We start from the raw sequence: 17,334 nt of genomic DNA on the forward strand, positions 1-17,334 counted from the left end.
ATGGACAATAAAATCAACTTTCTTCATGAGGAATATAAATCAAGGATTAACAAGGTTCAGGATTATATAGAAGCTAATATTGAAGAAGAACTGACTGTTATAAAGCTTGCTGAGGTTGCTAACTTTTCACCGTACCATTTTCACAGAATTTTTAGTGCAATGACAGGAGAATCACTTTACCAGCATATCCAGCGAATTCGTCTGGAAAAGTCTGCGTATACTCTCATTGCAAACCCTAAAAAGTCCATAACAGAAGTAGCTTTTGAGTGTGGTTTTACAAACCAGGCCTCATTTGCAAGGGCATTTAAGAAGTATTTCAAAGTAAGTGCCGGTGAGTGGAGAAAAAATCCTGGTGTTTACAATAGCAAGAATTGCAAAGTGGAAAGCAATTCCTGCAAAGCCAATAGCAATTTCAGCAAAGAGGAAAGCAATTTGGGAAAAGAAAATGTTCAAGAAATTCCTTACAATAAAGATGCTGCAGCCAAAAAACTTTATTGGAGGGAAAAAGATATGTCAAATATCAAATTTAATGTAGAAGTAAAAGACATACCGGAATTATGCGTTGTGTATGTCAGAAACACAGGCCCTTACAAGGGAAACCCGGCTATATTCGACAGGCTGTTTGAAAAACTGTTTAAATGGTCAAGAGCAAGAGGTCTTATGGATTTCCCTGAAACCAAGACGCTCACAGTATACCATGACAATCCGGATATAACTGATGAAAACAATTTGAGAATCAGTGTGTGTATGACGGCCCCCGAAGATACTCAGGTTGACGGTGAAATCGGAAAGATGAAAATTTCTGCCGGCAAATATGCAATAGGTCATTTTGAAATAAAGTCGGATCAATTTCAGGAGGCATGGAATGCCATATATGGAGATTGGCTTCCTAGAAGTGGTTACCAACCTGATGACGGTTCCTGCTTTGAATTATATTTAAATGACCCAAACCAGCACCCTGAGAATCTGCATATTGTAGATATATATGTTCCTGTTAAACCATTCTAATGAATAAGGTATAATAGGAAATGTGTGCAAGACTGCTTCTTACTTGGTTTGTATTAGTAGGGAGCAGTTTTTTTATTAAGGGCATGATTGAAATATTACTTCCCGTTTTGAGCGTGTGTTCACGAGTTAAGTTAACTTAGAAAGTGAAGTTATACGGGAAGTTATATTTTCATCATGCCTAATCAATTCTTGGGAAATCTGAAATGCCCTATTATATATTTCTTTTTGTACCACTTAAGAAGCAGGTTTTCTTCCATGGCATATGTGCTTGCGTTGTGCAATATGTAAGGTACGCCATCTCTTCTTCGCTTATCGGATATTATTGCCACATGATCTGTTGTTGGGGTTTTTAGTATAACTATGTCCCCTCTTTGCCATTTGGACAAATTATCTTTGTCATAGGGGATTACCTCAATAGTAAGGCTCTTTGCATGTTTTTCCAAAAACACCAATTGATTTTTAACCCGCCTGAAATCAATATTCGGATCAGGCTTATCAATCCTATCAGCGTAATCTTTTAAGTTTTTGGCTATATCATTATCCATAAGTGTCTTAAGGTTATAGCCAGCATTTTTAAGGGATCTCCAAATTACATCAGTACAGACACCCTCACTCTGTGGAGGATAGCCTCCGTCAAAGTATCCGTCTTTATACCTGGTTTTATTGGCAATTTCCTTTCTTGCTCCCTCAACTATATCATCAGGGTCACTAACTCCATCACAATCCTTATCTTTATTAAAATTAATATTCTCAACAGCTATGGAGCCTTTTATATAATAAAAAGGGTTTTGGTACCGATAATAACTGAAAACAGTAATACCGGCTGCCAGTAATGCACATAGTATTGTTGCTATAATTATTACTTTTTTCATATCTACCTAATACTCCCAAAATAGTTTTCATGGTAATTTTGTTATTGCAGTAATATCTATTTTATAATAAATACTTTTACTTTTGTCAAGTTATTATGTAGCTCATTCTTAATCAGGTGAATATATTGATAGTAAAAAATATATTAAAGGGGTAGCGACGAGAGTGAGACATTATTATTGTTCTACATTCAGCAGAGATTATGTCTATAAAGGACTTCTGCTGTACTACTCAATGGAACGCTGGGATAAGGATTTTCATTACTTTATCATATGCATGCATGATGATGTTAAGAATCTGTTGGAAAAAATGGATTTGACACATGCAACACTAATAACGTTAAAAGAAATAGAAGAGTATGACAAGGAGCTTATTAAGGTTAAAAGAACTCGCAGTGACAAGGAGTATGCCTGGACTTCAAAGGCATCGGTATGTTTATATATTCTCAGTAATTATGAAGAAGCTGATCATATTACATGGTTAGATGGCGATACATTATTTTGTTCAGACCCAGATCCCATTTTCGATGAGTGGGGAAACTTTTCCATAATGCTGACTGAGGAAAGATGGAGAAAGCCTCATAGAAGGATGGGCATAACAAACGGTTTTTACAATACCGGGTTTATGGGATTTAAAAGGGATAAGGCCGGTATTGAGTGCCTTGAGTGGTTCAGGGCAAGACTTTTGGAATGGTGTTATGATAAATGGGAAAATGGACTATGGAGTGATCAGGTTTATGTTAATGATTGGCTTCAAAGGTTCCAAAACATCGGAGTAATTAAAAATATGGGGGTAAATGTAACACCCTATATAATAGGCGGCTGCACGGTTCAAAAACACAATAATGAAATTTTTGTAAATGGTGAAAAGCTTATTTTATACCACTATTATGGATTCAAGTACTTTGATGGAAATGAGTTTGACCTGTGTAGTTATAAGATGAAATTTACAGATAATGTAATAAAATGGCTGTATCTTCCTTATATTAAGGCTTCCAATGAAGTTATGAGGCTTATTGGAAAGGTTTGTAAGGGTTTTTATGTGCCTAAATCCATGAATGATTATTTTATGAGAAATTATTTCAACCTTAACTTAAATGAAGCCTATGACAAAGATACCTGCCATATATGTACCATATTGAGCAAGGACTATCTGGTAAAAGGCCTGGCCCTATACATATCGCTTAGTAAGAATACTCCAAAGTTCCATCTTTGGATTTTATGTATAGACGATATGTCATTTAACTTCATGAAAAAAATAAATCTAGAAAATACAACTTTACTAAGGCTTAAGAACTTTGAAGGCAGGAAGCTTTATAAAATCAGAATGGAGAGAAAAACAAACGAGTATTGCTGGACCTTGAAGGCACCTTTCATACAATTTGTTTTAAAAAATAACTATAACCTTGATTCAATTCTTTATTGCGATGCCGATTTGTTTTTCTTTAAAGATGTCAGAGGGGTTTATGAAGAGTGGGGTAATAGTTCCATATTTATAAGCAAGCTTTGGATGAATTCAAAATCGGAAAAAATGTTTGGCAGCTACTCTGCAGGGCTTATAGGCTTTAAGAGGGATAAAACTGCATTTAAATGTATTTGCTGGTGGAAAATTCAGTGTATTAAATGGTGTTATAACAAGATCGAGGAAGATCGGTGGTCTGATCAAAAATACCTGGATTATTGGCCTAAGATGTTCCCAAATATCAAGATTACAGAGAACCGGGGAATCAATCCAGGTCCCTGGAACATAAAGCGGCTTGAAGTTACCGAAAACAAAAAATGTGTGTATTGCAACAATTATGAACTTGTTGTGTACCATTACAGTGGGTTTAATATCTTCAATGAGTGGGAGTATGAGCTGTGCGGAAGGAAGCAAATTCCTGAAAAAGCAGTTAGGCTTATTTATAAAAGATATGTAAGGCAAATTAAAAAAGTTATTGAATTTGTAAAGGTTTTAGACAATGAATTTTATCAGAACATTTTAAAAGATACCGGTTCAAATAAGTTTATTAACTACTTTAGGATAGGTAGGGAATAAGGCTTGGAGGGATTTAATTGAAGGCTGTGATTCTATGTGGTGGAAAAGGTCTCAGAATGGGGTATGATTCGGGTATTACATCAAAGCCTTTGGCAAAAGTTGGGGGTATGCCAATACTATGGCATATTATGAAGTTCTATAAGCAGTTTAAAATTCATGAATTCGTGCTTTGCCTGGGTTTTAAACAGGAAGCGATAAAAGATTATTTTGTAAATATGGATTGGAGAAACAATGATTTTCGCTTGAAAACCAATAAAAGCGGAGTGAAAATAATAAGCAATTTGAACTCACAGGAAAGCTGGAACATAATATTTGCGGATACAGGGCTGGAAACAATGACCGGGGGAAGGATTAAAAGAATACAAAAGTACATTCAAGAGGATGAGTTCATGCTGACTTACGGTGACGGTGTATCTGATGTTAACATTGATGCACTTTATGAATTCCACAAGCAAAAGGGGAAGATTGCAACTGTTACAGGTATAAGACCCAGGTCGGGATATGGTGTTATGGATGTGGAGGAAGGAGTAGTAACAAAATTTGAGGAGAAACCCATAATGGATAGATGGATAAATGCAGGTTTCTTCGTTTTAAACAAGGGAGTATTCGATTATATAAGTGATGATGAAAAATGTATTTGGGAGGATGAACCTATAAGACAGCTGGTTTTGGACAGGGAGCTTGCTGTTTATCAACATGATGGTTTTTGGCAGCCCATTGATACTCTAAAAGACCTTGAAGTTATAAATGAAATGTGGAAGAACAATAAAAGGCCATGGGTTAATTGGGAATAGATAGGGAGGTTAATATGGCAGAAGAATTTTTTAATGGAAAGAAAGTATTAATTACAGGGGCCAGTGGATTCATTGGCTCCCATATGGTACTTAGGATGGTGAGGGAAAATGCCGATGTATGCGTGATGGCAAGAGAATCCTCAGATCTGTGGCGAGTTGAAGATGTCTTAAATGATATAGACATAAGAAGGTTTGATTTAAGGGACCAGGCAGCTCTATCAGCCCAAATGAAGCAAATAAAGCCGGATTTTATATTTCACCTTGGTGCCTATGGTGTTGATGCCAGGCAGAAGGATTACTATGAGGCAGTCAATACAAACATAATAGGAACAATGAACCTTATAAACGCTGCAGGGCCATAGGCTGCCAAAAGTTTATCAATACCGGTTCCTGTGCAGAATATGGAAATAAAACAGAGATAATACATGAAGGTGATGAACTTACTCCGTTAAGTATATATGGAAGTACTAAAGCGGCAAGTGTTATTATAGCCCATCAGATAGCACATGAAAAAAATATTGATATTATTACACTAAGATCATTTGGCACTTTTGGTGAAAATGAAGGCAGCCATAAGTTTTTCCCGCATCTTATTCTTTCCATTCTGAATAACATTGACATTAACCTGACATTTTGTGAGCAATACCGTGACTACTGCTATATTGAGAACATTATTGATGGGTTTGTTCTTGCTGCAAAAGATAAAACCGTTAAAAACGGAATATTTAACATAGGAAGTGGAGTTGTACATAAGATGAAAGTTTTTGTAGACCTCGTCTTTAAAAATATAGATACATCAAGCAAGCCAAACTATGGTGCTGTTCCGTACAGGGAAAATGAAATGTGGAAGCAGCAGCCTGATATAAGTAAGATCAGGGATGTGTTAGGTTGGGAACAGCGAATAAGTCTGGAGGATGGTATTATCCGCACTATCCGCTGGTATGAAAATAATCTGCATAAATACAAAAATACAGGGAGATGATTGTTTTGAGCTTTAACAATGTTATATATGAAGATGTTGTATATATTTGCAACGAACTTGGGGAAAAGCTAAGAAAGGCTGAGGGAAGCACGTGGCTGATTAGCGGAGGTGGCGGCTTTATAGGAGGATACTTCCTTGACATATTAGATTATTGCAACAGGTATATTTTTAAAAAGCCATGCCGTGTAATATGCCTGGAGAATTTTATTTCTGGAATCCCTGAAAGAATCAGTCATCTGGGTGATAATAGAAATTTTAAATTTCTAAACAGGGATGTAGCCAAACCCTTTTCCATAAGAGGCAAGGTGGATTATATAGTTCATGCTGCAAGCATTGCTTCACCTACATTTTACAGGAAATACCCCATTGAAACCATTGAAACAAATGTTACAGGATTAAAAAACCTGATGGATTTGGGAGTCAAAAAGAAGGTAAAGAGCTTTCTGTTTTTCTCTACCAGTGAGATATATGGAAATCCTGATCCTAAATGGATTCCGACTCCGGAAAATTACAACGGAAATGTATCGTGTACCGGGCCGAGGGCTTGTTATGACGAGTCCAAAAGGCTGGGTGAAACCTTATGTGTAAACTATCATAGCCAGTATGATCTGCCTGTAAAGGTAGTACGTCCTTTCAATGTATTCGGACCGGGTCTTAGGATAGATGATAAAAGGGTTATTCCTGACTTTTTCAATAATGCTCTTAACGGAAGGAAAATTGAGATATTAAGTAACGGCTCACCAACACGTAGCTTTTGCTATATAAGCGATGCAATGTGCGGTTTTATGAGTGCCATACTTTCTGATTGTAATGGTGAGGCCTTCAACATAGGTAATGATCAGTTGGAAGTTTCAATGATTGGCTTGGCAAAGGCAGTAGCTAAGACGGTTGGGGGTACTGATGTGGAATATAAACAAAGCAGTGATATAAACTACCTTGTTGACAATCCTCAAAGAAGGTGCCCGGATCTTACAAAGGCCAGAAAATTATTGGGTTATGAGCCTAAAATCGATTTGGATAAGGCTTTAAGGAGGACTATGGAATGGTATAGGAAGGCATATCAGTTTGAAGGGGGAGTCAGAAATGAAAATTTCCATTATAGGAACTGGATATGTTGGCCTTGTTTCAGGTGTGTGCCTTGCACATAAAGGACATAAAGTGATTTGCGTAGATAAAAGGGAGGATATTGTAAGAAGGATCAACAACAGGGAAGCCACTATCTATGAACCGGGGCTTCAGGTCTTGTTGGAACAGGTTATTGATAAGGGTAAGCTTAGTGCCACTTCTGATTTGAGACATGCGGTTATGAATTCCGATGTTTCCATCATTGCGGTTGGAACCCCCTTTGGAGATGGAAGAATAGATTTGAGCTATATAATTAGCTGTACAACTGAAATAGGTGAGATTCTGAGAGAAAAGAGCAAATATCATGTTGTTTGTGTAAAAAGTACTGTTGCCCCAACTACTACCGACATTGTTGTAAAGAGTATTTTGGAAACTGTCTCGGGAAAAAAGGTTGGGGAGTTCGGACTTTCCATGAACCCGGAATTCCTGCGGGAAGGTAAGGCTGTGGAGGATTTTATAAACCCTGACAGGATCGTTATTGGGGCATCTGACAATAAGAGCTTTAATGTTGTAAACAGAATTTACAAGGGATATTTTAAGGCTCCTATCATACGTGTCAACTTGAGGACGGCTGAAATGATCAAGTATACATCCAATGCATTGTTAGCCACGCTTATATCCTATGCCAATGAGATTGCCTCCATTTGTGAGGAAACAGGCGGAGTTGATGCACGGGAAGTTCTTGAGTCGGTTACCCTTGATAAGAGGTTCAATCCAAAGGTAGGAAAACATCTGATAAATCCGGAAATGGTAAGTTATCTGAGGGTAGGATGCGGTTTTGGAGGAAGCTGTTTCCCTAAGGATGTCAAGGCACTGATATCATTTTCAGCCGGAAAGGGATATGAGCCTCAGATGCTTGAATCTACAATGAGTATTAACGAAACTCAGCCTGTAAGGCTTGTTAATAGGCTGGAAAAAACAATAGGAGATCTTGATGATAAGAAAATTGCTGTTCTGGGATTGGCTTTTAAGCCTGATACAGATGATGTAAGAGAATCGCCAGCCCTCATAATAATAAGGGAGCTCCTTCGGAAGAAAGCCAAAGTGTTTGCAGTAGACCCAATAGCTGTTAATAATGCGGCCATGATGCTTCCTATGGATGCCGATGAGCTTGTGCTTCTAACTGATTATAAAGTAGCACTACAGAATGCCAATGCAGCTATACTTGTAACAAGTTGGCCAGAGTTTGTCTGCATACCTTCATATGAGTTTGTCAGCTTGATGAATAAACCGATCTTGGTAGATGGACGCAGGGTATATGATAAAAAGACTATGGAGAATGCAGGTATAAGCTATGTAGGAGTTGGTTTGGAGGATACAGGAGAGGTTGAAAATCATGGATACCAGATTTGAGTTCATAAGTATTAATCCTTTCCGGGATAAACGTGGCAGCCTTAAGAAAATAGCTATGAAAAGCCGTATTGGTACGGAAATAGAAGAGGTATATGTTTTATACTCAAACAAAGGTGCAGTACGTGGAAACCATTATCACAAAGAGACATCAGAATATTTTTCAGTTCTGGAAGGGACTGCCTTTTTTCCTTGAAGGATTTGGAGACTGAAGATTTTGAAACAGTTAAGATTTCTTCTGACGATAACATTATTGTAAAGGTGCCGGTAAATGTTGTGCATGCCTTTAAAAATGATACTGATCAGCCTATGGTAATGCTTGCTGTTTCATCACGGGAGTATAACCCGGATGATGACGACACTTACCCTATGGTTATTTTGCAGTAAAGTCTTAGAATCAGGGAGAATGTAATATGAGCAAGACTTATATCATAAAAACAGATTCAAATAACTACTCCGATTTCACTATTAGTCCAAAAACAGCCGAACAAATTAATACAATCTATAAAAAAGAAGCATATGTAAGGTTTGGTTGCAAGAGATATTATGTAAATGTTAAAATATCAGAATATATCCCTGATAATGTAATTGTACTGTCAAAGGATATAGTGTCAGATCTTAATCTCCCTGATTATACTTCATATGAAATATCGGTAAATAAAAATGAAATTATAGTCGGACCCTATATAGGTCTCCTTCTAAAAAAACAGGATAAGGATTTTACAGGCACCTGTTTGAAAAAGCTGTTGATATATGCGAAGGATTATTCTGTGCTCAATGGTGCGATTGTTATATTTGCTCTTGACAAGGTAGATGCTGCAAACCTTTTGATAGAGGGTTTTTGCTATAACCCACAATTGGATAGCTGGCAAAGAGGTACCTTTCCATATCCTTCAGCCATATACCGAAAGATTGGACTCAATGATCAATGGAAGAACCATTTCCTTAGCATTATGGGGGACTGTGTATTTAACAGTCACTATTTTAACAAATGGTATATGTATAAATGGCTATCAACAAGTACTACTGCCGGTCCCCATCTGCCCTGCACCACATTTTTCTCTTCTTGTAATGATGTGCTTAATATGCTCAAGAAATTTGACAAGGTTTATATAAAGCCAGCCTCAGGACTAAAGGGACATGGTATAGTGCAGGCGAGTATGAATGGAAACAGCATTGTTTTAAGATACCGTGATAAGGCAAAGAATCATGAGACAGTGTTAAATAATACAGATGAAGCTTGTGCATATATGGATAAGCGTTTTACTGACAGAGAATACATTGTTCAGCAGGGTATAGATCTTTTAATGTATGATGAGAAGGTAGTGGACTTTAGGTGTGTCGTGCAGAAAAATCAATGGAACAAGTGGGAGTGTATGGCCGTATTTGGAAGATGCGGCGAGAGGGGAAGCGTTGTAAGCAATATTTCCAGCGGAGGTACGGCCTTTTATGGAGAGGAGCTTTTAAAAATGACACTGTTATCATCATATGAGCGTGCGAAGGAGGTTAGGGAAGGCATAGAATATCTTGCAGTCAAGGCATGCTATGAACTGGATGAATGTGGAATAAATTGCGGTTTCCTTGGGCTGGATATAGGGGTTGATGTTTATGGCTATTTATGGCTTATTGAAATCAACAACAGAGACCCATGCCTTTTATATGCCCTGGATGTTAAGGATGAGGAGCTTTATTACAGATTGAAGACTCAGCCTCTTTATTATGCAAAATATCTTGCAGGATTTTAGGGAGAATGAAACAGAAATATGTGCCTATAAAGCAAAAGCAGTGGTTTTTGAATAAGAATCATTGCTTTTGCAATTTTGTATTAACAACTATTGACAGAGTATTTTTGTGGGTGTATACTTTAAAATACAAAGTACTTTAAATACTAAATAAGGAGTTGATTTTATGGATGAAAAGAAATTAAATGAAGCTGTAGAGAATATCTCATTGATTAAGGGTGTGATAGATAAGACCAGCAAGTCCTTTAGTGCCTTCAGCAAAATATTTATATACTGGGGCATGCTTTTTATATTGAACAGTATTGTAACCTTGTTTATGATTGAAAATAAGGATAGTATATTTGAAGTATTCAAAAATTACCATTTTATTTGGTTTATATTACCGGTTGGTATTGTAGCTTTGATGGCAACATTAATCTATAGAAATATATCAAAAAAAATACCGCTTGTGGGATTGGAAAAACACCTTATGAAATTATGGATATTAATTCTTATAATGAATATTATACCTGTAAAAATAAATGTTAATGCTCCTCAGTCATCAGGAATTGACTTGCAAACAATTGTTGTACAAACTAGTTATTTTTCTACAACTCTTTTCAGTCTGGCAATTGCATTGATTGTTACGTCCCTTTTTACAGGATATAAGCATCTTATGAAAATGGGAGCCGTATATATTGGCATAAGCTTAATAAATGCGTATTCCAATATATCTTTTACTGATGCTACTATATTCCAATTGCTGTATTCACTGGCATTGCCTTTTACCTTCTTATATACAGGCTTTTACTTAAAGGCTCAACAGGCAAGGGGGGAGCAGCTTGGATATAAATTCGATTCCTGATATATTTCAGTCTAAGCTTCGGATAGCAATTGTTGCGGCACTTATAACAGGTGAGAAAACTTTTAAAGAGGTAAAGGAAGTTACAGGTGCTACTGATGGAAATTTGAGCATTCACCTGTCAAAGCTTGAGGGGGCAGGCTATATTGAAATATATAAAGATTTTTTTAACAACAAACCAAGAACTAGATATAACCTTACGGATAAGGGGAAAAGTGAGTTTGTTGAGTATGTAAATAAGTTGGACAGTATTATAAAAAGCCATGGATTTCATAACTAAAAATTATAAAGAGCAACCTACTAATCTAATACAGACTGATGGGTGTTGGAAAGGTTTTCTGAATAATAATTTTCAACACCCATTGCAATTGCTTTTGCTAGTTCATCTTTAAATTCATCAGTCTTTAACAGGCTCCTATCGTAATCATTGGATATAAAAGCGGTTTCCACAATTACCCCGGGGATGTTAGCGTTATTTAGTATAAAATAATTGGCGAGTTGGGGCTCATGTGCAGACCTTTTATTTCCATCGATGGTGATGGTATTTAATTCTTCTTGTACATTATTTGCAAGTGATTTTGATTCAGGGTACTTGTTGCTGAAAAAAACTATCGCACTATTTGCACTGGGGTTTTTTAGGTGACAATTAACATGTATGCTTAAAAACAGTTTGGCATTGCATGAATTTATTATATTCACCCTGGCGTTCAAATCTCTCAGTTGACGTGTTGATCCTCTCTTTGAGAGTTCATCTAAAGATGTATCTTTGTCACGGGTCATTTTAACCTCAAAACCATTTTGTTGAAGATACGATTTGACTTTTTTGGCTATATAGAGATTTGCATCTTTTTCTATCACGCCCGAAAGTGACGTACCTCCATCTATACCGCCATGTCCTGGATCAACCACAATTACCTTGGAACATGAATCATTATTGACACTTTTTATAAAATTAAGTATAGTGCAAAAGATGGAAAATAAAAAAAGTATTGCTACAAAAGCTGCGGTAACAAGTGTTTTTCTTTTTAAAATTATTATCTTCATATAATTATTTGATACTCCGGTATTTATTCATTAATAAATATTCATAAATCTGACGATATATGAAGAGAAAGTAAGTAAAAGGGCTAGAGTATTGAATATTTTAACTTTTACACATAATATTGACAAATATATAAATTATATCTAAAATAGTTTATTATACAATTTGCTCTGCTATGTAAAATTAATGTGATTTTTGTGCAGCAAAGTTATGAATATATTTAGTCTTATAGATAGTGCGTTTTTATTATGCATGAAAGGGAGAACTATGTCTATTGAGGATATACGCAATATCTGATATTCATCTTGACTATAAAGTGAATAGACAGTGGCTTAATGAATTATCCCGACAGGAGTATATAAATGATATTCTTATAATTGCTGGAGATATAACAAGTGATATTAAGCTTTTGGAATATGTGTTTAAAGAGTTAAAGAATTGCTTTTCAGAAGTGTTGTACGTTCCTGGTAATCATGATCTATGGGTTATGGATAACAATAAAATAACTTCCATAGGCAAGTTTTATAAAATAATAGAGCTGGCAGAGAATAATGGTGTAGTAACTAAGCCATATACATATAAGAACTTATCTATTATACCTATATTCGGATGGTATGATTATTCATTTCAAAAGCAAACAGTCAACATATCCGGTGTATGGATGGATTATCACGCATGTAGATGGCCCGATAATTTTGATGAGTATGATGTATGCAATTTTTTTACTGAGTTCAATGTTAGTAATGGTAACATGAATATAAAAAATGACTTTATAATTTCATATTCTCATTTTTTGCCAAGAATAGATATAATGCCGTTTTTCATACCTCCTAAATACAGAGAATTGTATTGCGTATTAGGAAGCAGTGTAATTGAGGAGCAGATTAGAAAACTAAGGTCGAATATTCATGTGTATGGTCATAGTCATGTCAATTTAAGCGATTTTAGGGATTCTACTCTTTATATAAATAATGCTTATGGATACCCATATGAGACCAAGATATGTGCTAAGAAATTAGTTATGATTCATGAGGTGTAAATAAATTTCATAATATATTATGTCTTGATAAAACACTTTAGGTTTTTGGATCTAAAGTGTTTTATCATTTCTGACATAATTTGATGTCTAAGGAACTATTGGTTCACACCACAATTCCTTAGAATCAATCAATGTTGCAAAGTTTATTAATATAAAAAGCATTATTGATTGCTTTTTATAAAGGGGGTAAGTGTGCGTACTTTAAGCCTGAAATTGTTATATTTAAAGTAAATCAACACTAGTGTGTCTACCGGATTTAAGGAAAAACTGTTTATGGATTTTGCTGAGCTCATCTTAATATTAAAGCAAGAATAGGGAAAATGAAAGTTAGCAAAAATATATATATAATTCCTTATAGACAGCCAGTACAAGCCGTTTTCATAAAATTTTACATTTTTTTAAAAACTTATTGACATTAAAAGTGTGGGAGTGTATTATATAAGTAATACAGTGCGACACTACTTTAAGTCCATTAATTAATTTTATTTGTTTTTTCTAGAAAATTTGCTCTAGATTGCTTTAAGACTACATTTTTTATTATTTGCCGAGGCCTGGCTTCAAAACACTTATAATATGATTCTAAGAAGATAGGAGATTGTATGGATTTAAAGTTTGAAAACAATACACCAATTTATGTTCAGATTATGAACTGGATAAAAGAGCAGATAGTTTCCAATAGATTTTTACCTGGAAGCAGACTTCCTTCAGTCAGGGATATGTCCGAACAATTCAATGTTACATCCAATACAATACAGCGTGTATTACGAGAACTTGAGATTGAAGGAATAATATATACACAAAGGGGAATTGGCGTGTTCATAACTGAGGATAAGGATAAGATAACAAGTCTAAGGCTTAATATGTCCAAGCAATTGGTGGAAAAATTTATTGTAAGCATGCAATTATTGGGGTTTAACAATGATGAGATTATTAACGCAGTTATTAGAATATCTAAGGCAGGGTTAACGGATGCAGACGGTAATCAAAATAAAGGATCTATGTAAGAAATACAAGAAAAGATATATATTAAAGGATATAAACCTTGAAATAGAAAAAGGTGTTATTACTGGTATCTTGGGGCAAAATGGGAGTGGGAAGTCAACTCTTATGAAAATTATCTCAGGTATTGAGAAACCAGAGTCGGGTGAGATACTTATAAATGGTGCAGAGCCCGGCATATCTACCAAGTCCCAGGTAGCCTTTTTGACTGAAAACAATCAGCTGTATGATTGGATGAATATAAACGATGCAATTAAGTTTCATCAGGATTTTTTTGAAGACTTTGATGCCCAAAAGTGTGGTAAATTGATAGATTTTATGGATCTTTCAGAAAACTACAAGATAAAAAAGCTATCCAAAGGGATGCTCCAAAGATTAAGACTAAGTCTGACTTTAGGCAGGAATGCGTCGGTTTATTTGCTAGACGAGCCTTTTATGGGGATAGATACAATAACAAGAGATAAGATAATTAAGGCTATTAACAGTTACTATTGTGAAGACTCCTGCATATTAATAACTACACATTTAATTAGTGAAGTAGAACGTATTTTGGATAGGGTAGCATTTATCTCTGATGGAAACATTGCTTTAACAGGAGATTGCGAGCAGCTGAGGTATGAGAAGAATCAATCGATAGAAGATATGTACAGGAAGCTATATGTTTAATAATAACTAAAACTATTAATTAAAAATAATCCACTCATAGACTTATGAGGATTGGTTAAAATAGATTGTTTATCTTATGGGATGTATGTATCGGGGGTGAAGGTGTGGGTTTATGGGATGCTATTATAAACCAGATAAGGTCGATATTAAAGCCTGGAATAGTCGTATGCGATTCAGAAACAAACGAAAAGAACAGTAAGCCTGTAAATAAAAAACAAGAAAAAAAACCTAAGTCTGGTAAAACAGATAAAACACAAGTAGGAAATGCCTGACAATAAATTTTACTGGTAATTTGGGAGAAATGTATGACGAAGCTATTAAAATACGAGTTTTTAAGAAGTTTAAAGGTTATATTACTATCTAGTGCAGCTATAATACTGTTTAACATTATATTACTTTTTGATAATTCATTATCACGATCACAAGAACTAATATTTCTACTTTCGATAATAATTTTGGGGATATTTTCTATAATGGTATTTTATGAAATAGGAATTTTTAAAAAAGATTTTATTAATAGCTCGCCAAACATTATACAGCTTGTGCCTAAGTCGGCATTTCAAATTATTGGTACTAAAATACTGAAAGCATTCCTATGTATACTGATTTATTACTCCATCATGGTGGTATTCAGCCTTATTAACAGTAGAGTTTATATAAATAACGTGAGTTCGATAATATGATTGTAATAAGAATGAAACAGAAATGAAAAATGAAGCTCCTGTCCGAATCTGTATAATCAATGTTGGCAAAACAAATTTAACAGAGGGAGATGGAGCTTCATGGAAGATTTACTTATTAAAATTTTCTGCGATACTGATGATTTTTGCATTAGGCTCAACAACTATTTAAAGCATCATTTGGTTACTGATAATAGACTGAAGGAACCTAACCTCTTTAACATTTCAAGAATGATGACACTAAGTGAAGTAATAACAATAACAATATATTTTCATCATTCGAGTTATAGAAACTTTAAGCATTATTATAAAGAATTTGTTTGTAAAAGATTAAGTGGGTACTTTACGAGCCTTGTAAGTTATACAAGGTTTGTAGAGTTAATGCAGCAAGCACTAATTCCATTAATATTATACACACAAAAGTTTAGACTAGGCAAGACAACAGGAATTTCCTTTATTGACTCTACGACATTAGATGTTTGTGATAACAGGAGGATTCACTCTCACAAAGTTTTTAAAGATATTGCTCAGAGAGGTAAATCTTCTACAGGTTGGTTCTACGGGTTTAAGCTGCACATTGTAGTAAATGAAATAGGAGAAATTTTATCGTTCTTTTTAACACCAGGTGATACAGACGATAGAGACTCAAAGGTGATAGATATACTTACAAAAGATCTATTTGGAAAACTTTTTGGAGATAAGGGCTATTTATCACAGCCTTTGTTTAAAAAGTTGTATGATCGAGGGATAAAGCTAATAACCAAGATAAAAAAGAACATGAAAAATAAGCTAATTGATATAGAAGAAAAGCTTCTACTCAGAAAGCGAGCTCTTATTGAGACAATAAATGATTTTCTGAAAAATACTTGCCAGATTGAACATACTAGGCATAGAAGCTTTACAAACTTTTTAACTAATGTTGTAGCTGGTATTGCTGCGTATAGCTTTTTGCCGAGCAAACCAAGCTTAAAGTTTAGTAAAAGCATTCTTGTTGCCACACTCTAAGGTTGCTTTTCATAATAAAAAGGCTTCAGAATTCAAGAAACTAAAGCCTTACTTAATTATAATCTATGAGTATGGTTAATTATGGCACTTATTTTATCGAACTCACGTTAAATAGCATACTTATGTTTTATAATTCGTACAACGCTATTCCAATGATGATAATAGTCTTTGCAAGCTTGGTTTTTATGATATTAAATATGGTATTAGTTGGAATATTATCATTGATAATAGCACACAGGGTATCCTTTGATAAAAAGAAAGCATTAGGGTTGGCAATAATATTTGGTGTATTGACTTTCATATTAATATTGTTCCTGTTATCTAATGTTAAAAGTCCATTTGTTTACTCGGATAATATTTTTGAATGTGAATGTTTGGCTGTTATTTTCGTAATACTTTATTCATCCATCAGTTTATTATTGGACAATAAGCATATTATATCGAAATTAAGTATCAAATATTTTATGGTTCCTATTTTATTGATTTTAGCTATATCTGCAGCAGCACAAGGAGTTGCTTATTCCAATAGAATTGTTGAAAGAATAGATTATTCATTTGAAAGCGACCAGGAGGCTATTGGTCAGTGGGAAAGCATCGGCAGGGTAGATGACATGGAAAGCTTTAATCCTGCTAAAAACCGTTATGTTTCAATCTATCCGGAATTGGAAACAGTAAACATAATGGCTGGAGGAAAGACCGATATTTCAGATTTAAGCTGGACCAGCAGCATGCTTTTAAATCATAAGCTGTCTACGGTAAATCCATACAAGATAAAGACTTTTAACGGTATAAAGTATATGTTTGTCCAATGGAAGAACGAAGAGTTTGTCTATGAACATATAAAGCCGTTTTATCTGGTATTGCAGGAAAAAAGTTAATGTATAGCAATGCGAAAATTGTAATCAAATTAAAATTGTTATTTAGATTTTAGGAGGAGAGAACATGTTAAAAACTGAACCTAAGTTGACAAATATGCAGCAAAAGATTGCCGGCCTTATAGCGAAAGGCTATACAAACTATCAAATTGCAAGTGCTCTAAAAATAGCCGAAGGAACTGTAAACGCACATATACATAACATATTCAACAAATTTAGGTTCCATAACAGGGCTCAGATTGCAGTTCTTGCGTATGAGAAACAAATAATTGATTAAAA

The 17,334-nt window shown here is 34.9% G+C and carries 20 protein-coding genes and 1 pseudogene; 19 read left to right on the top strand and 2 right to left on the bottom strand.

All coding sequences use genetic code 11. The features are described from left to right. Complete coding sequence (locus tag Bccel_RS25575; RefSeq protein ID WP_036945019.1) at nt 1-1,008, top strand: AraC family transcriptional regulator; 1,008 nt, start codon at nt 1-3, stop codon at nt 1,006-1,008. 182 nt (nt 1,009-1,190) lie between these two features. On the opposite strand, the gene Bccel_RS25580 is transcribed toward Bccel_RS25575, so the two are convergent. Then, the gene (locus Bccel_RS25580; protein WP_036945018.1) at nt 1,191-1,880 is read right to left on the bottom strand and encodes a DUF1287 domain-containing protein; all 690 of its coding nucleotides are present in this window, start codon (nt 1,878-1,880) and stop codon (nt 1,191-1,193) included. 163 nt (nt 1,881-2,043) lie between these two features. Here Bccel_RS25580 and Bccel_RS25585 point away from each other — a divergent pair, with 163 nt between their 5' ends. The 10 genes and pseudogenes from Bccel_RS25585 (at nt 2,044) to Bccel_RS25630 (ending at nt 11,029) form a co-directional block, all read left to right on the top strand. Further along, nucleotides 2,044-3,915: a hypothetical protein gene (locus Bccel_RS25585; RefSeq protein ID WP_036945016.1), complete on the top strand. Its 1,872-nt coding sequence runs from the start codon at nt 2,044-2,046 to the stop codon at nt 3,913-3,915. Nucleotides 3,916-3,941: 26 nt separating this feature from the next. After that, on the top strand, nt 3,942-4,709 hold the full coding sequence (locus Bccel_RS25590; protein ID WP_242853193.1) for a sugar phosphate nucleotidyltransferase: 768 nt from the start codon (nt 3,942-3,944) through the stop codon (nt 4,707-4,709). A 95-nt stretch (nt 4,710-4,804) separates the two neighbouring features. Continuing rightward, nucleotides 4,805-5,691, top strand: a pseudogene (locus tag Bccel_RS25595) (NAD-dependent epimerase/dehydratase family protein). Between the two features lie 5 nt (nt 5,692-5,696). Further along, nucleotides 5,697-6,839, top strand: a complete 1,143-nt coding sequence (locus Bccel_RS25600; protein ID WP_050753859.1) for an NAD-dependent epimerase/dehydratase family protein — start codon at nt 5,697-5,699, stop codon at nt 6,837-6,839. Beyond that, nucleotides 6,775-8,169, top strand: coding sequence for a UDP-glucose dehydrogenase family protein (locus Bccel_RS25605; RefSeq protein WP_050753860.1), 1,395 nt, complete (start codon nt 6,775-6,777; stop codon nt 8,167-8,169). The genes Bccel_RS25600 and Bccel_RS25605 overlap by 65 nt, the downstream gene beginning before the upstream one ends. Beyond that, nucleotides 8,153-8,362 (top strand): WxcM-like domain-containing protein, encoded by a 210-nt coding sequence (locus Bccel_RS25610; RefSeq protein WP_050753861.1) that lies wholly within the window; start codon nt 8,153-8,155, stop codon nt 8,360-8,362. The genes Bccel_RS25605 and Bccel_RS25610 overlap by 17 nt, the downstream gene beginning before the upstream one ends. A gap of 5 nt (nt 8,363-8,367) precedes the next feature. Beyond that, complete coding sequence (locus Bccel_RS25615) at nt 8,368-8,553, top strand: cupin domain-containing protein (protein ID WP_152966092.1); 186 nt, start codon at nt 8,368-8,370, stop codon at nt 8,551-8,553. 26 nt (nt 8,554-8,579) lie between these two features. Beyond that, a complete protein-coding gene (locus Bccel_RS25620; RefSeq protein WP_036945010.1) occupies nt 8,580-9,911 on the top strand; it encodes a YheC/YheD family endospore coat-associated protein in 1,332 nt (443 codons plus the stop codon). Nucleotides 9,912-10,074: 163 nt separating this feature from the next. Beyond that, nucleotides 10,075-10,752 carry a hypothetical protein gene (locus tag Bccel_RS25625; protein WP_036945008.1) on the top strand — a complete coding sequence of 226 codons (678 nt, stop codon included), beginning with the start codon at nt 10,075-10,077 and terminating at the stop codon, nt 10,750-10,752. Further along, on the top strand, nt 10,730-11,029 hold the full coding sequence (locus tag Bccel_RS25630) for a winged helix-turn-helix domain-containing protein (RefSeq protein ID WP_050753863.1): 300 nt from the start codon (nt 10,730-10,732) through the stop codon (nt 11,027-11,029). Before Bccel_RS25625 ends, Bccel_RS25630 begins: the two co-directional genes overlap by 23 nt. Before the next feature lie 20 nt (nt 11,030-11,049). Here the strand turns inward: Bccel_RS25630 and Bccel_RS25635 are convergent, their stop codons facing one another. After that, nucleotides 11,050-11,793, bottom strand: coding sequence for an N-acetylmuramoyl-L-alanine amidase family protein (locus Bccel_RS25635; protein ID WP_050753864.1), 744 nt, complete (start codon nt 11,791-11,793; stop codon nt 11,050-11,052). Nucleotides 11,794-12,065: 272 nt separating this feature from the next. Here Bccel_RS25635 and Bccel_RS25640 point away from each other — a divergent pair, with 272 nt between their 5' ends. The 8 genes from Bccel_RS25640 to Bccel_RS25670 all read left to right on the top strand — a co-directional run bounded on the left by Bccel_RS25640 (nt 12,066) and on the right by Bccel_RS25670 (nt 17,332). Next, a complete protein-coding gene (locus Bccel_RS25640; protein WP_036945007.1) occupies nt 12,066-12,830 on the top strand; it encodes a metallophosphoesterase family protein in 765 nt (254 codons plus the stop codon). Nucleotides 12,831-13,429: 599 nt separating this feature from the next. After that, nucleotides 13,430-13,834: a GntR family transcriptional regulator gene (locus Bccel_RS25645; RefSeq protein ID WP_050753865.1), complete on the top strand. Its 405-nt coding sequence runs from the start codon at nt 13,430-13,432 to the stop codon at nt 13,832-13,834. After that, entirely contained in the window at nt 13,800-14,495 is a 696-nt protein-coding gene (locus Bccel_RS25650; protein WP_036945006.1) for an ABC transporter ATP-binding protein, read from the top strand. The genes Bccel_RS25645 and Bccel_RS25650 overlap by 35 nt, the downstream gene beginning before the upstream one ends. Nucleotides 14,496-14,599: 104 nt before the next feature. Beyond that, nucleotides 14,600-14,767 (top strand): hypothetical protein, encoded by a 168-nt coding sequence (locus Bccel_RS30495; RefSeq protein WP_154673507.1) that lies wholly within the window; start codon nt 14,600-14,602, stop codon nt 14,765-14,767. Between the two features lie 33 nt (nt 14,768-14,800). Then, entirely contained in the window at nt 14,801-15,178 is a 378-nt protein-coding gene (locus Bccel_RS30500; protein ID WP_036945004.1) for a hypothetical protein, read from the top strand. A 99-nt stretch (nt 15,179-15,277) separates the two neighbouring features. Beyond that, a complete protein-coding gene (locus Bccel_RS25660; RefSeq protein WP_050753351.1) occupies nt 15,278-16,180 on the top strand; it encodes an IS982 family transposase in 903 nt (300 codons plus the stop codon). Nucleotides 16,181-16,365: 185 nt separating this feature from the next. Beyond that, nucleotides 16,366-17,058: a hypothetical protein gene (locus Bccel_RS25665; protein WP_036944842.1), complete on the top strand. Its 693-nt coding sequence runs from the start codon at nt 16,366-16,368 to the stop codon at nt 17,056-17,058. A 64-nt stretch (nt 17,059-17,122) separates the two neighbouring features. After that, on the top strand, nt 17,123-17,332 hold the full coding sequence (locus Bccel_RS25670; RefSeq protein ID WP_036944841.1) for a response regulator transcription factor: 210 nt from the start codon (nt 17,123-17,125) through the stop codon (nt 17,330-17,332). Nucleotides 17,333-17,334: the final 2 nt, after the last annotated feature.

The organism is Pseudobacteroides cellulosolvens ATCC 35603 = DSM 2933 (genome assembly GCF_001262605.1).
GTDB lineage: Bacteria > Bacillota > Clostridia > Acetivibrionales > DSM-2933 > Pseudobacteroides > Pseudobacteroides cellulosolvens.

Excerpts from the sequence above, each read along its gene's own strand:
- Bccel_RS25645 (WP_050753865.1), top strand. The coding sequence starts at position 13,430 with ATGGATTTAAAGTTTGAAAACAATACACCAATTTATGTTCAGATTATG.
- Bccel_RS25635 (WP_050753864.1), bottom strand. The coding sequence starts at position 11,793 with ATGAAGATAATAATTTTAAAAAGAAAAACACTTGTTACCGCAGCTTTT.
- Bccel_RS25670 (WP_036944841.1), top strand. The coding sequence starts at position 17,123 with ATGTTAAAAACTGAACCTAAGTTGACAAATATGCAGCAAAAGATTGCC.
- Bccel_RS25580 (WP_036945018.1), bottom strand. The coding sequence starts at position 1,880 with ATGAAAAAAGTAATAATTATAGCAACAATACTATGTGCATTACTGGCA.
- Bccel_RS25665 (WP_036944842.1), top strand. The coding sequence starts at position 16,366 with ATGATATTAAATATGGTATTAGTTGGAATATTATCATTGATAATAGCA.
- Bccel_RS25605 (WP_050753860.1), top strand. The coding sequence starts at position 6,775 with ATGAAAATTTCCATTATAGGAACTGGATATGTTGGCCTTGTTTCAGGT.
- Bccel_RS30500 (WP_036945004.1), top strand. The coding sequence starts at position 14,801 with ATGACGAAGCTATTAAAATACGAGTTTTTAAGAAGTTTAAAGGTTATA.
- Bccel_RS25620 (WP_036945010.1), top strand. The coding sequence starts at position 8,580 with ATGAGCAAGACTTATATCATAAAAACAGATTCAAATAACTACTCCGAT.
- Bccel_RS25650 (WP_036945006.1), top strand. The coding sequence starts at position 13,800 with ATGCAGACGGTAATCAAAATAAAGGATCTATGTAAGAAATACAAGAAA.
- Bccel_RS25660 (WP_050753351.1), top strand. The coding sequence starts at position 15,278 with ATGGAAGATTTACTTATTAAAATTTTCTGCGATACTGATGATTTTTGC.
- Bccel_RS25575 (WP_036945019.1), top strand. The coding sequence starts at position 1 with ATGGACAATAAAATCAACTTTCTTCATGAGGAATATAAATCAAGGATT.
- Bccel_RS25625 (WP_036945008.1), top strand. The coding sequence starts at position 10,075 with ATGGATGAAAAGAAATTAAATGAAGCTGTAGAGAATATCTCATTGATT.
- Bccel_RS25610 (WP_050753861.1), top strand. The coding sequence starts at position 8,153 with ATGGATACCAGATTTGAGTTCATAAGTATTAATCCTTTCCGGGATAAA.